The 12,691-nt window shown below is 65.0% G+C and carries 13 protein-coding genes; 5 read left to right on the top strand and 8 right to left on the bottom strand.

The window, feature by feature from the left end:
• Positions 1-157: 157 nt before the first annotated feature.
• Positions 158-1,216, top strand: a complete 1,059-nt coding sequence (locus P0D73_RS07385) for a LysR family transcriptional regulator (RefSeq protein WP_408287384.1) — start codon at positions 158-160, stop codon at positions 1,214-1,216.
• 146 nt (positions 1,217-1,362) lie between these two features.
• Positions 1,363-1,812, top strand: coding sequence for a GNAT family N-acetyltransferase (locus P0D73_RS07380; RefSeq protein ID WP_408287381.1), 450 nt, complete (start codon positions 1,363-1,365; stop codon positions 1,810-1,812).
• A gap of 48 nt (positions 1,813-1,860) precedes the next feature.
• On the opposite strand, the gene P0D73_RS07375 is transcribed toward P0D73_RS07380, so the two are convergent.
• From P0D73_RS07375 to P0D73_RS07340, 8 genes are all read right to left on the bottom strand, one after another.
• Positions 1,861-2,250, bottom strand: a complete 390-nt coding sequence (locus P0D73_RS07375; protein WP_132374212.1) for a cupin domain-containing protein — start codon at positions 2,248-2,250, stop codon at positions 1,861-1,863.
• 115 nt (positions 2,251-2,365) lie between these two features.
• Positions 2,366-3,265, bottom strand: coding sequence for an AraC family transcriptional regulator (locus P0D73_RS07370; RefSeq protein WP_207915626.1), 900 nt, complete (start codon positions 3,263-3,265; stop codon positions 2,366-2,368).
• Positions 3,262-3,492, bottom strand: coding sequence for a DUF2795 domain-containing protein (locus tag P0D73_RS07365; protein ID WP_132374213.1), 231 nt, complete (start codon positions 3,490-3,492; stop codon positions 3,262-3,264). The genes P0D73_RS07370 and P0D73_RS07365 overlap by 4 nt, the downstream gene beginning before the upstream one ends.
• Positions 3,493-3,688: 196 nt before the next feature.
• Entirely contained in the window at positions 3,689-3,943 is a 255-nt protein-coding gene (locus tag P0D73_RS07360; protein ID WP_132374214.1) for a hypothetical protein, read from the bottom strand.
• A 279-nt stretch (positions 3,944-4,222) separates the two neighbouring features.
• Positions 4,223-5,560 (bottom strand): C45 family autoproteolytic acyltransferase/hydrolase, encoded by a 1,338-nt coding sequence (locus tag P0D73_RS07355; protein ID WP_132374215.1) that lies wholly within the window; start codon positions 5,558-5,560, stop codon positions 4,223-4,225.
• 164 nt (positions 5,561-5,724) lie between these two features.
• Entirely contained in the window at positions 5,725-7,458 is a 1,734-nt protein-coding gene (locus P0D73_RS07350; protein WP_132376878.1) for a ClcB-like voltage-gated chloride channel protein, read from the bottom strand.
• Positions 7,459-7,570: 112 nt separating this feature from the next.
• Positions 7,571-8,308, bottom strand: coding sequence for a glutathione S-transferase (locus P0D73_RS07345; protein ID WP_408180772.1), 738 nt, complete (start codon positions 8,306-8,308; stop codon positions 7,571-7,573).
• Between the two features lie 184 nt (positions 8,309-8,492).
• Entirely contained in the window at positions 8,493-9,587 is a 1,095-nt protein-coding gene (locus P0D73_RS07340) for a YeiH family protein (RefSeq protein WP_408430599.1), read from the bottom strand.
• A 120-nt stretch (positions 9,588-9,707) separates the two neighbouring features.
• On the opposite strand from P0D73_RS07340, the gene P0D73_RS07335 reads away from it, so the two are divergent.
• The 3 genes from P0D73_RS07335 to P0D73_RS07325 all read left to right on the top strand — a co-directional run bounded on the left by P0D73_RS07335 (position 9,708) and on the right by P0D73_RS07325 (position 12,662).
• Complete coding sequence (locus P0D73_RS07335) at positions 9,708-10,598, top strand: LysR family transcriptional regulator (protein WP_408180770.1); 891 nt, start codon at positions 9,708-9,710, stop codon at positions 10,596-10,598.
• 170 nt (positions 10,599-10,768) lie between these two features.
• On the top strand, positions 10,769-11,542 hold the full coding sequence (locus P0D73_RS07330) for an IolE/MocC family protein (RefSeq protein WP_408430835.1): 774 nt from the start codon (positions 10,769-10,771) through the stop codon (positions 11,540-11,542).
• A 136-nt stretch (positions 11,543-11,678) separates the two neighbouring features.
• Positions 11,679-12,662 (top strand): sugar kinase, encoded by a 984-nt coding sequence (locus P0D73_RS07325; protein ID WP_408430597.1) that lies wholly within the window; start codon positions 11,679-11,681, stop codon positions 12,660-12,662.
• Positions 12,663-12,691: the final 29 nt, after the last annotated feature.

Below are 12,691 nucleotides of genomic sequence, written 5' to 3'. Positions count from 1 at the left end.
GCAAACCTGTCCGGATTGTCATGTTCAGGTCAGGGTTGGGACATGATCGGGTCGATACAATCGGATCGTTGGGCAAACCCGCGCGCGCCTTGCCGCACGGGTCGACACAGGCGCGAGGGGTGCGCCGGCCCGGCTTTACCGAGGCAGGAGTCGTCCAATGAACCAATTGCAGTCGATGCGCGTATTCGTCAAAGTGGCCGACCTCGGCAGTTTCGTTGGCGCGGCCGGCGCGCTGGACCTTTCCACCGCGGTCGTCACACGCCATGTCGCCGATCTGGAAGCGCGCCTCGGCACGCGCCTGCTCAATCGCACCACGCGCCGCCTGTCGCTGACGGAGTCCGGCACGACGTATCTGGAGCGCGTGCGCCACATTCTCGATGACCTCGAAGGCGTGGAGCAGATGGTGGTGGCGCGCAATCACGAGCCGGTCGGCACTTTGCGCATCGTCGCGCCGGTGGTGTTCGGGCTGCACAGCCTCGCGCCCGTGGTGCAGTCTTATGCCGCGCGTTATCCGGATGTCGTGCCCGATGTCACGCTCGCGGATCGCCATGTCGATCTGGTGGAAGAGGGCTTCGACGTCGGCATTCTGGTGGCGCGGCACATGCGCAGCGCGAGCATCGTCACACGGCGGTTGACCACCGGTTACTTGACGGTTTGCGCGACGCCTGCCTACCTGGCGCAGCACGGCACGCCGACCCGGCCCGAGCATCTGCTCTCGCATCCGTGCCTGAGCCGGCCGGCCGAACAGGGCGGCGAGGAGCGTGTGTTCACCGGACCGAACGGCGAAGTCCGCGTGCGCCCCACGAATGCGATCGTCGCGAACAATACCGAGATGCTCAGGCAGTTCGCGCTGCTGGGCATGGGCGTGGCGATCCTGCCGAGCTATCTGATCGGCCGTGACCTGGCGTCCGGGCGACTCGTGCCGCTGCTGCGCGACTACCGTTTGCCGCAGATCGAAATCACGATCGCCTATCCGAGCCGCCTGCATTTGCCGGCGAAGGTGCGCACTTTCATCGATCACCTCGTCGAGTATTTCCAGCAGCCGGGCCGGCAGGCGCGCGATCCGCGCACCGTGGCGCCGGCGCGTTCCGTGACCGAGTCGGCAAAGGTTGTTGCGGACATGGACGACTTGTCGCTGCCGGAATTGGCCGCCGACGCTGCGCGTCCTTCGCACAAGTCCGCGCGCTCGCGGATCGCGGCGTCGTCGCCGTTTTGATTTGGCGCGCGAGGGGCGTTGGCGAGTGAGGTGCGGCGTTAGGGTTTTCGGCCGAGACGTGCGCGACTGGGTTATCTTCTTCGATTCGAGCCTCGTGCAGCCGCACGAGTTCGATAACGATAAGACTACCCAGAGAGCCGAACCGCATGAACCTGAGTTTCGCCGACACGACGTTCGCCGACATCGACACGCTCGTGCACATCCGCATCGCCGCGATGCGCGAAAGCCTGGAGCGTGTCGGCCGCTTCGATCCGGTGCGCGCTCGCGAGCGCTTCGTTGCATCGTTCGATCCGGCGTTTTGCCGGTTCATTCTGATCGACGGCGCGCAAGCCGGATTCGTGCTGTTCAGGTCCCTGGCCGATCACCTCGTGCTGGACCATCTCTACATCGTCCCCACGCAGCAAGGCAGGGGAATCGGGCAAGCGGTACTAGCCGAACTGTTCGCGCAGGCGGATTCGAAATCGCTGCCGATCAAAGTAGGCGCGCTGCGCGACAGCGACTCGAACCGTTTTTATCGCCGCCACGGCTTCGTCAAAACCGGCGAAAGCGAATGGGACATTTATTACGTGCGCGAGCCGCGCGGACGAATCTCGTAGATGAGCCACGTGCCGGCCGACGCCGCGGCGAACTGCGAGATTGATTGCCTAAATCCACACGTCGTTCGCCGCCGTCCGTTCGCTGACTTCCTCGCCGGTATTCTTCACACCGCGCGGCTCGATCAGCAGCAGCTTCACCTCGCGTTCGGCGTACGGTTTGTGCTCGGTGCCCTTCGGCACCACGAACATTTCTCCCGCCGAAATCAGCACGAAACCATCGCGCAGGTCGATGCGCAATTGCCCGTCGAGCACGATGAAGGTTTCATCGGTATCGGCGTGCTCGTGCCAGATGAAATCCCCTTCGATTCGCACCAGCTTGAACTGATAGTCGTTCATTTCGGCGACCACGCGTGCTTGCCACTGGTCGTTGAAGAGCCGCAGTTTTTCGGCGAAGTTGATGGCCTGATACGGCCGTTGAGTGATCTGTGCGTCGGACATCGCAGTGCTCCTCCTGAGCGGTTGTGTCAGGCAGGAGCGTACGGCGCAAGCCGGGGCCGGGTCTTGAACGTTTGTGCGCGCTTGTGCGGCGCGGTACGATCCGGCGCGCCTTCGCTCAGCGCGCGCCGGGCGCCGGCGAGCCGAGCATCTTCAGCCACTGCGCCGGCGCGACGCCCCAGGCGTGCTTGAAGTGCCGCGTCATGTGGCTCTGATCGGCAAAGCCGCTTGCCGCCGAGGCGTCGGCGAGCGACACACCCTTGAGCACCAGTTGCCGCACGAGATCGAGACGCCGCATGGTCAGATAGCGATGCGGACTGGTGCCGAACAGCGCGCGAAAATCGCGCGACAGACTCCAGCGGTCGCGGCCCGCGGCGGCGGCGAGTTCGTCGAGCGTGACGGCGCGATCGAGCGACGCAAGCAGGTAGTCGCGCGCCAGGGTCGCCGCGCGGTAATCCACCGGACGCGGTGTATCCGGCGCGCCCGCGACGGTGTCGAGTGCGACGGCCAGATCGTAGAGCGCGCTGTCCTGTTCGAGCGGGTCGATGGCGCTGTCCATCGCGCGCAGCAGGCTCTCGGTGGCGGCGAACAGGCGCGGATCGTTCGACAGGCCGCCTTCCAGGAACGGCAGCGGCTTGCCGCCGAGCGCCTGCTGGAACAGCGCCGGATCGACATAGATCATGCGGTAGTGAAAACCGTCGCCGGTGCCGGCCTGGCCGTCGTGCGGTTCGTCGGGATGCAGCACCATCGTGCCGCCCGGTAAGCTGTTGCGGGTGCTGCCGCGATAGCGAAAGCTCTGCACCCCGGCCAGCGTGCGGCCGATCGCATAGGTATCGTGCCGGTGCATCGCGTAGCCGGCCTGATGAAAGAATGCCTCGATCCGTTCGATTCCGCTCACACCGGCCGTCTGCGGCGAGCGATAAATCCAGTCGGAACCGCGCTTCTGCCCTGACGAAAGCGAAAGCGGAAGGGACGGCGGGCGCGAACCAGTCGGCGATGAAGCCGGTTCCTCGCTCATGCACCGAGCCCCGGACCGTAATTGCCGCTGATGAGGCGCGTCACCGAAGCCACGTCGGCGTAATCCTGTTCCGGCAAGCCGTCGAGCATCGACAGCACTTCGTTGCTCGCGCCGGCTTCGCGCGCGGCGTCGACCAGCGCGTCCTTGTAGGTCGGAAACTGGACTTCGCTCAGAAGGTCGGTGATCTGCAGGTCAATCGATTCGCCGGGAATAGCCGATGCGGTCATGCAAGCGCTCCTGTTGATACGGTTGGACGTGATGGGTACTGGGGACGTGAGTGTTGCCGCTGAATCAGGAGCCACAGCCTGCGCGACCCGTTACTTATCGCTTTAGAAAGTGCACAGCCGCGCTCGCCATCGTCGCCGTTTCAGGGCCACGAAGTCTCACGCATACAACCGGCGCGTACATCTGCACATGCCGGCGTCAGGTCTGCAAATGCTCGTTCTGTCCGGTAAAGCTTCGATCGAGATGCCGCGATTTGGGCAGCGCGATATGTTGCCATTGTTGCGGACGATTATCGTCCGTGGCGGCGACGTCCGGCGCCGCGGGGGCGACGGGTGCTGCGTTGGCGCGTTCGGCAAGACTATTGGCGTTCGTGCCGTCCGGCGCGGTGTGAACCGGCGCGGCAAAACACGAGGCTGACAGCGTCACCATGGTCAACAGTGTCGAGGTTTTCATCGCCCGACCTCCTAAGCTCATGCGGCGCTGACAGTTGAGCAAGCGCTGTGCCGTCCCCGCGTCGAAAGGACGGCGCATGCTACACGCGGTGTTGCCGAGGTGTCGCAGTCGGCGGCTAACTCGCATCTTCCATCTTAGATGCGCAAAATCTGTAGGGCGCGCACATTTGCGGCAAAACGGTATTGTAGATTTCAGATAATGGCAGAAACCCGGCAACAACGCAGCAGCGCCGTCGCGAACGGTCGTACTACGGCATGTTGCAGTGCGGCCGACGCCGTTCTAACGCAGTATGTCGAAGCGCGTCCACGGCCACGACGGCCGGTCGCGCATATAACCGTTCAGCCAGTTCCACTGCGGATGCCGCTTCATGAACGCCTGCGCGTCGAACGGCCGCCCGCACGGATGTCCCCAGCGCGCGCTGAACGCCATCTCGCGCGCCATTTCGCTGTCGACCACTTTGCCGTCGTTGGCGCCCCACGGATTGAACGGTCCGTGATCGGTGCCGCCAAAGCGCGCGTCGTCCAGTTCCAGATGCCCGCAGATGGTTCGCGAGCAGGGGTTGTCGTTGCGGTCGAGGTAGACGTCGTGATGATCGGCGATCATCTCCTTGGCCAGTTCCACGTCGATCTTGCCGTGATGCATTTCTTCGAGCTGCATGAAGCGCAGGCGCCGCGCGCCGTTCTTGCGCACGTCCGTATAGTCCTCGCCTTCGCCGAGGCATTCCTGATTGCGGATCTTCAGGTCGGTCGCGGTGTTATAGCCGCTGTAGAAACCGTCCTTGGTGCTCTCGAATCCGGAGAAGTGCAGGCCCAGTTCGTAGCGCGCGATCTCGCCGGTCTTGGCGTCGCCAAGCAGCCAGCTATTCGCATAGCCGCCGTTGTTGGCGATGGCGAACATTTCGCACCATTCGCCGATGCTGTTCGCGTACTGCGACGCGCGCCGCGAACGATAGAACTCGGGCGCGCCGGCCGCGTTGTAGCCGACGAAGTTGGAGATGGTGGTTTCCGTCACCATCAGCCCGGCGGCGGTGACCCAGAAATCGGTAAGGCTGGAAATGCAGCCGGGCAAGCCTTGCATGAGGATGCGATTGCCCTGGTCCGGCACGATGTCGAAGACTACGTTGAACGCGTCGCCGGCGGCGTAGCGGTCCCACGAGTTATGCGCCATCACGATGCGGCCGTCGCGGGTCGCGCGGCCGGTGGCGATGAACGCGCTGCAATGATGCCCGCGCCGTCCGCGCCACGGCTTCACGCCGAGGTTCGGCTGCTTCTGCGACGCGTGGGTCGGCCACCAGCTTTGCAGCAGATCCATGTAGCCGTTCCACGCCAGCACTTCGGCGAACGGCAGTTGTGCGCCGTCGGCGATGCCCTGGATTTCGTCGGCGAACTCGGTGTCGAGTTTATTGGCGAACTGGGAAACGGCGGCGTTGACGAAGGTCTCGAAGTCTTCGCCGGTGTCCCACTTCGCGAGATAGCGGGCGGTGTGGATCGCGTTGCGGATTTCGCCGGCGAGCAATTGGCCGTGTTGCTCGCCGCGATCGTACGGCTCGCCTTCAGTGTGCAGGAAAATCCAGCCCGCCTGATCACGGCGCACGGCATCGGGGGACGGTTCGCTCATCTTCGCTCCGATCGAAGGACGGGCGTCTCGGTGCGCCCGTTTTGGCGTAACGCGCGCTGTCGGCGCTCGCCGCAGCGGTCTGTCCATTGTAGAAAATTTGGCGCGCTTTGCACGCGCGCCAAAGGCAGCGCGGGCGCGGCGCGAAGGCGAGTTGTGCGTGGCGACTAACGCGTCGGATTCATGCGGAAATACGCGTCGAGCAGCGAGGTTTTATAGACCACGCCGGCGAGCGTCGGATGCGCGGCGCTTTCGATCACCGGCAGCCGTTCGCCCTGAAACGCGAGGAAGTGCTGCAACGCCACGCCCAGCGGCATGTCCGGCGTGAGCACGTCGAAATGCGGCTGCAGATAATCGGCCGCGGTCTTCGCCGACGTGTCGCTGCCGTCGAGCAGATCGGAGGTGATGTCCTTGAGCGCGACCACGCCGAGAAACGCGCCGGACTCATTGGCCACATAGAGATACTTCACCGGATATTCGAGGAACACGCGCGTCATGTCCTGCACGCTCGCGTTGGGCGGCACGACGGTTTCGGCGGGACGGATCAGCTCGCGCATCTGCGTGGCGCGCAGGCGCGAGCGCTCCTGTTCCTCGTGATTGCGGCGCAAGGTGATTTCATACATGGAGGTCTTGCCGATCGCGCGCGAGACGAAATAGGCGACCACGCAGGAGAGCATCAGCGGCAGTACGACCTGATAGCTGAGCGTCATCTCGAAGATCATCAGGATCGCCATCAGCGGCGCCTGGGTGGCGCCTGCCAGAAACGCGCCCATGCCGACCATCGCATAGGCGAACGGCGCCGACGTGCCGTGCGGCCACAGCGCGTGCATGCCCTGGCCGAACAGCGAGCCGACCACCGCGCCGACGAACAGCGTCGGCGTGAACACCCCGCCGACCGCGCCGGAGCCCGCCGTAGCCGCCGTGGCGACGAGCTTGAACACCAGCACGAGGACGAGCGCGGTCCACGTCCACGGCGAATGCAGAACCGAGTTGACGACGCTGTAGCCGTTGCCCCACACCTCGGGTGTCCAGACCGACAGAATGCCGACCACGAGACCGCCGAGCGCGAGCCTCACGGGCAGCGGCACCGGCAGCTTGCGAAAGCTTTTCTTCGACACGTCGAGCAGCCGCAGAAACTGCGGAGCCGCCGCGCCGCACAGCACGCCGAGCGCGACGAACAGCAGCACTTCGACGCCGGCCACCGGCGGAAACACCGGCATTTCGTACGGCGGTTTGTAGCCGGCGAATTCACGCATCGTGATGTTGGCCACCACCGCCGAGACCACCACGGGCCCGAAGCTTTCCATTGCGATCGAGCCGAGCACGATCTCGGTGACGAAAAACGCGCCCGCGATCGGCGCGCTGTACGCGGAAGTGATCCCGGCCGCCGCGCCGCACGCCACCAGCAAACGCAGCCGCGACGGATCGAAATGCACCCAGCGTCCGATCAGCGACGCGGCGAGCGCCGCCAGTTGCACCATCGGACCTTCACGGCCGATCGACCCGCCGCTCGAGATGGTGAACAGCGACGACACGCTGCGCCACAAGCTCAGCTTCACCGGCACCACGCCGTCGCCGATCGCGACCGCTTCCATGTAGTCGACGTGATTGCATTTGTCCGCGTGACGCTGCGCGATCAGCAGAAAGAAGCCGGCGATCAGGCCGCCCGCCGCGGGCAGCCAGATCCGCACGGTCCACGGCAAACCGCGCGCCATTTCGACGAAGCTGCCGGACTTGCCGACCACCGCGAATTGCAGGAGCGCAATGCCCTCGCGAAAGGCGATCGTCGCGAAGGCGCCCGCGACGCCGACCACGACCGACCAGATCAGCATCGTGTGGGCTTCGGACAGACGGAACAGATCTTGGGCGCGGGTGCGCAGCTTCAGCAGGAATGAAAGCACGTCGTCGGTACGGGGCGTGAAAGCGGGTGGATAAGCGCGCACGGCAACAGCATCGCGCCCGCTTTGGACGGCGGGCGCGAGACGGTGAGTGAGCGAGGGAAGAAGGCGTGGCTCAAGTCGCCGCCTTGTCGAGTTCAGGGTAGTGCCGGAAGATGCAGGCCTCGTTGTGTTCGATACGCCGCTCGGACTGCAGATACGCGGCGATGTTCGGCCGCTCGATCACCGCGTCGTGCAAGGCGGCGAGCCGCGGGTAGTGTTCGCCGAAACGCTTGAGCGCGCGCGGAAACGCGTACAGCAAGCCGTCGATCAGTTGGAACATCGACAGGTCGACGTAAGTGAGCGCGTCGCCCACCATGAACTGATCGCCGGCCGGATTCTGTCTGAGCACGCGCTCGAAGTACGACATGAATTTCGGAATGCGGTTGTCGATGAAGTCGTGCGCGCGCACTTTGGCGGCGTCTTTCTGGTCTTCGTAGTAAAGCGCGCTCGCGAGCGGATGGTGCGTGTCGTGCGCTTCGGTGACCATGTCGGCGATGGTCAGTTGCAGGCCGTTGGCTACGTAGCGCAGGCTCTCCACCGTGGGCGCAAGGTTCAGCCGCGGACCGAGGTAGAACAGGATGTTGGCGGTCTGCGCGATCACCAGGTCGCCGTCTTTCAGAAACGGCGGCGCGAACGGCGGATACGGCTCGTCCTTGCTCTTCATTACCGACATCATCGCGTTCGTGCTGAGACCCTCCGACCGTTCGCCGCGCGCCACTTCCACGTAGTCGGCGCCGGCTTCCTCCAGGGCGAGCCGCACGAATTCGCCGCGGCCTTGCAGGCCATCCCAATAGTAAAGTTCCAGGCTCATCGATCGATCCTCATTCCGGTTGCATTGACACAGACGCAAAGACGGCGCGCAGAAGCGGGCCGCGTAAGCATGCTGCATGAGCTGACGACGCCAGCAACCAGTATGCCGCGCGAGCGCGCCGGATGGGTCTCCAGAATGCGCAAAACCCCGCACGCGGCGGGGTGGGTGTGAAGGCGAGGGCGGCTTAGCCGAACAGGTGCTGGACAGTCCATGTAATACCCAGTCCGCCGGCAATCAGCCACACATACAGGATGAAGCCCGTGGTCAGTGCACGAGGGCCGGCCTGACGGATTTGCGAAATGCGTGTTTCGATGCCGAGTGCGGTCATGGCCATGGTCAGCGCGAAGGTGTCCAGCATGTTGAGCGTGCTCGTCGCGCTTTCCGGCAGCACATGCAGCGAGTTGATCCCGACGAAGGCGAGGAAGCCGAGCGCGAACCAGGGAATCGCCAGCTTGCGCGGCGCGTTGCCGTGGGCGCCGTCCATGCCGCCCGCAGCCGAATCGCGGCGCGCCGAGCGGTTCACCCACATGCCGACCACCAGCAGCACCGGCACCAGCAACATCACGCGGGTCATCTTGACGATGGTGGCGATATGCGTCGCTTCCGGGCTCACGTTGCTGGCCGCACCGACCACCTGTGCCACTTCATGGATCGTGCCGCCGAAAAAGAGGCCCGCGCCGACCGTGTCCAGATGCAGCCAGCCTGCCTTGAACAGAACCGGGTAAAGGAACATCGAGAGCGTGCCGAACAGCACCACGCTGCCCACGGCCATCGCGCTTTTGTGCGGCTTCGATTGCAGCGTCGACTCGAAGGCGAGCACGGCGGCGGCGCCGCAGATCGCGCTGCCCGCTGCGGTCAGCAAGGCGGTGTCGCGGTCGAGCTTCATGATTTTCATGCCGGCCCACGTACCGATCACGAGCGTGCTGACCACGATCAGGACGGATTCCGCGAGGCCGGGCACGCCGACCTGAGCGATTTCCTGCAGGCTCACGCGCAGCCCGAAAAAGGCCACGGCGACGCGCAACAGCTTGCGCGCCGAAAAATTGACGCCGGCAGCCCAACTGGCGGGCATGCCGTCGCGCAGCGCGTTGCCGTAAATGGCGCCGGCCACGATGCCGACGATCAGCGGGCTCAAGCCCAATCCGGCAATGGCGGGAATCGCGGCGATGCGCGTGACGGCAGCGGCAAACAGCGCGACGAACAGAATGCCGTTGAGCTGCCCGCGGGTGGAAAACCCGGCGGGCGTCGTACTGGCGGCGGTGAGATGAGCGGTGGACATGGAACAGCCCTTTTCTGTGACTGACTAAGATTCGATGGGCTAATCCTAAATTAGATATATCGATATGAAAAATCATGATTTAGAATGTAAGGTATCGCCTGAGCTGATACTTTGACCGTCATGACCCCAGACCAACTTATAACGTTCGCTGCAGTCGCCGAGCATCGCAATATCAGCCGGGCGGCTGTGGCGCTGCATTTGTCGCAGCCCGCCGTGTCCGGCCAGTTGCGGCAGTTGCAGGACGAATTCGGCGAGCCGCTGTATCAGCGCGACGGCCGTGGCGTGCGCCTCACGCCTGCCGGCGAGCAACTCGCCAGCTACGCCACGCGGCTGCGCGACACCTGGCGGCAGGCGCATGCGTACCGCGACGCCTTGCGCGGCCTGGAGCAGGGCACCTTGCGGATCGGCGCGAGCACCACGCCCGCAAGCTATTTGCTGCCGTATCTGATCGCCGACTTCCATCGCCGCTATCCGGACGTGACGCTGCATACCGCTGACGGCAACACCACGGAGATCGTCGGTGCGCTGGATTCGGTGGACATCGCGATGATCGAGGGGCCGGTCGGCGTGGATCTGCCGCCAGACACGGCGGTGCATGCGTGGCGCGAAGACGAGATCGTCGCGATCATGCCGCGCTCGCATCCGTTGGCGCAATTGGGCGACGGTGGCCCCGCAGACCTGGCGGCCTTCGGCGAGCATCCACTGGTGTTGCGCGAGGCGGGCTCGGGCGTGCGGCAGATCGTCGAGCGGGCGTTTGCGCGGGCGGGTGTGCCGATGCGCGTGGCGCTGGAGATTGCCGGCGTCGAAGGCGTGAAGGAAGCGGTGCGGGCGGGTATGGGCATCGGCTTCGTCTCGGCGATGTCGATGCGGCACGAGGACCGCGCGCTGTGCCTGCTGTCGCTCAGCCCGGAGCCGCTCACGCGGCGGCTGTCGATCCTGGTGCCGCATGCGAGCGCGCCATCGCGGGTCGTGGAGCAGTTTCTCGCGCTGTGTCTAGCCGAGGGACCTTGAGGCGCGAGGTCCGAGCGCCGTGCCACCCGCGCCTGGGGATTTCCACTATGGTGCATGTCGGCGGCCTCGGCGACTATTCGGGCATCGCAAGCGCCTCGGCGCTTTTTTTCGAAGTGTCTTTGGAACCGGTTCCAAATGCTGATCAAGAGACAGATTTGAGTAAATTCGACATGGCTGACGCAGTGGACGTGGTGATCGTCGCAAGCGCATTCGGGATGGAAGCGGTCCGCACGGACGGTCATCTGAAGTGGGCGCGAGCGAGCAAGCAGGCCGGCGCGGCGGGGTTCGAAGTGCGCCGCGAACTGTTCGCCGACGAAACCGACGCCGCTCCGCACAACCTGCACGCGCTCGGCAAGCAGATCGCGGAACTGGGCTTGTGGTCCGTGTACTCCACGCCGGCTGCGCTGTACACGGCGCAGGGCAAGCTCGATGCGGACGCGTTGCGCCTCTCGATCGAAGAGGCGCTTGCGCTCGGCGCGCGCTTCGTCAAGTTGCAGCTCGGCGGTTTCGCCGCCGACGCCAATGCCACTGTGATCGCCGATCACATGCGCTGCGCGCAATTGCGGCTCGTCGTCGAAAACGGGCAATTGGCCGAGGGCGGTTCACTCGCGCAGTTCACCGGCCTGTTCGACGCGTTGACGCGCGAAGGTCACGCCGACGTGCTCGGCATGACCTTCGACATCGGCAACTGGGCCTGGCGCGAGGTCGAGCCGCTCGAGGCCGCCGCGCCGCTGGCGGCGCATGTGGAATACATCCATTGCAAGACGACGGTGGGCGAGGGCGCACGACGCTTTCCCGCCGCCCCGGCCGCCGACGACACGCAGTTCGCCGCGGTGCTCGACAAGCTGCCGCGTCATGTGCCGCGCGGCATCGAGTTTCCGTTCGATACGAGCCGTGTCGACACGGACGCGGCGCATTACGTCGCATGGCTGGCCGCCGCGTGAGCGGCAGCAGGACCTGAGAGAAGGCAGCGACGTCGGAGACAGCACGCGGCAAGCAGCACGCGGCGAACGGTAAGCGGCAAGCATCCACGCAAAACTCGCAAAACACGCAGCAAGAGAGATCACGCAGGAGCGAAGCATGAGCAAGACAAGCGCAGCACTCGATGTCATCACCTACGGCGAAGCGATGGCCATGTTCGTGGCCGCCGAAACCGGCCCGCTCGCGGGTGTCGGGCAGTTCACGAAGCGCGTCGCCGGCGCCGATCTGAACGTGGCGATCGGTCTGTCGCGCCTCGGCTTCAAAGTGGGCTGGATGAGCCGCGTCGGCAACGATTCGTTCGGCCAGTACGTACGCGACACGTTGACGAAAGAGGGCATCGACCAGGGCTGCGTGACGACCGACGAGCGCTATCCGACCGGCTTCCAGCTCAAGTCGAAGAACGACGACGGCAGCGACCCGGCGATCGAGTATTTCCGCAAGGGTTCGGCGGCGAGCCATCTGTCGCTGGCCGACTATGCGGCGGACTATGTGCTGCCGGCGCGTCATCTGCATCTGACCGGCGTGGCGCCCGCGATTTCGGCGACCTCGCGCGAACTCGCGTTCCATCTGGCGCGCGAAATGCGTGCCGCCGGTAAGACGATTTCCTTCGACCCGAACCTGCGTCCGACGCTGTGGCCGTCGCGCGCCTCGATGGTCGAAGGCCTGAACGCGCTCGCCGCGCAGGCCGACTGGGTGCTGCCCGGCATCGGCGAAGGCGAGATTCTGACCGGCTACACGCAGCCGGAGGACATCGCGAAGTTCTATCTGGATCACGGCGCGCGCGGCGTGATCATCAAGCTCGGCGCGCAGGGCGCGTACTTCCGCACCGCTGACGATGCCGCCGTGATCGCCGGCCAGCCGGTTGCGAAAGTCGTGGACACGGTCGGCGCGGGCGATGGTTTCGCGGTCGGCGTGGTGAGCGCGCTGCTCGAAGGCAAATCGCTGCCGCAAGCCGTGGCGCGCGGCAACCGCATCGGCGCGCTGGCGATTCAGGTGATCGGCGATTCGGAAGGGCTGCCGAGCCGTGCCGAACTCGACGCGCTGGAAGCGGCCGGTGCGCCGTCCATCGCGGCCGCGGCCTGAAGATCCGCGAGCGAGGTCCGCAACCGGCC

This window comes from Paraburkholderia sp. RL18-101-BIB-B (genome assembly GCF_046026985.1).
GTDB lineage: Bacteria > Pseudomonadota > Gammaproteobacteria > Burkholderiales > Burkholderiaceae > Paraburkholderia.
The sequence above is the reverse complement of the archived record's forward strand: the minus strand, read 5'-3'. Positions and strand labels throughout refer to the sequence as shown.

What these genes read in the sequence shown, in the direction of transcription:
- P0D73_RS07385 (WP_408287384.1), top strand. Translation starts at nt 158, where the DNA reads ATGAACCAATTGCAGTCGATGCGCGTATTCGTCAAAGTGGCCGACCTC.
- P0D73_RS07365 (WP_132374213.1), bottom strand. Translation starts at nt 3,492, where the DNA reads ATGACCGCATCGGCTATTCCCGGCGAATCGATTGACCTGCAGATCACC.
- P0D73_RS07330 (WP_408430835.1), top strand. Translation starts at nt 10,769, where the DNA reads ATGGCTGACGCAGTGGACGTGGTGATCGTCGCAAGCGCATTCGGGATG.
- P0D73_RS07360 (WP_132374214.1), bottom strand. Translation starts at nt 3,943, where the DNA reads ATGAAAACCTCGACACTGTTGACCATGGTGACGCTGTCAGCCTCGTGT.
- P0D73_RS07340 (WP_408430599.1), bottom strand. Translation starts at nt 9,587, where the DNA reads ATGTCCACCGCTCATCTCACCGCCGCCAGTACGACGCCCGCCGGGTTT.
- P0D73_RS07345 (WP_408180772.1), bottom strand. Translation starts at nt 8,308, where the DNA reads ATGAGCCTGGAACTTTACTATTGGGATGGCCTGCAAGGCCGCGGCGAA.
- P0D73_RS07370 (WP_207915626.1), bottom strand. Translation starts at nt 3,265, where the DNA reads ATGAGCGAGGAACCGGCTTCATCGCCGACTGGTTCGCGCCCGCCGTCC.
- P0D73_RS07325 (WP_408430597.1), top strand. Translation starts at nt 11,679, where the DNA reads ATGAGCAAGACAAGCGCAGCACTCGATGTCATCACCTACGGCGAAGCG.
- P0D73_RS07355 (WP_132374215.1), bottom strand. Translation starts at nt 5,560, where the DNA reads ATGAGCGAACCGTCCCCCGATGCCGTGCGCCGTGATCAGGCGGGCTGG.
- P0D73_RS07335 (WP_408180770.1), top strand. Translation starts at nt 9,708, where the DNA reads ATGACCCCAGACCAACTTATAACGTTCGCTGCAGTCGCCGAGCATCGC.
- P0D73_RS07380 (WP_408287381.1), top strand. Translation starts at nt 1,363, where the DNA reads ATGAACCTGAGTTTCGCCGACACGACGTTCGCCGACATCGACACGCTC.
- P0D73_RS07375 (WP_132374212.1), bottom strand. Translation starts at nt 2,250, where the DNA reads ATGTCCGACGCACAGATCACTCAACGGCCGTATCAGGCCATCAACTTC.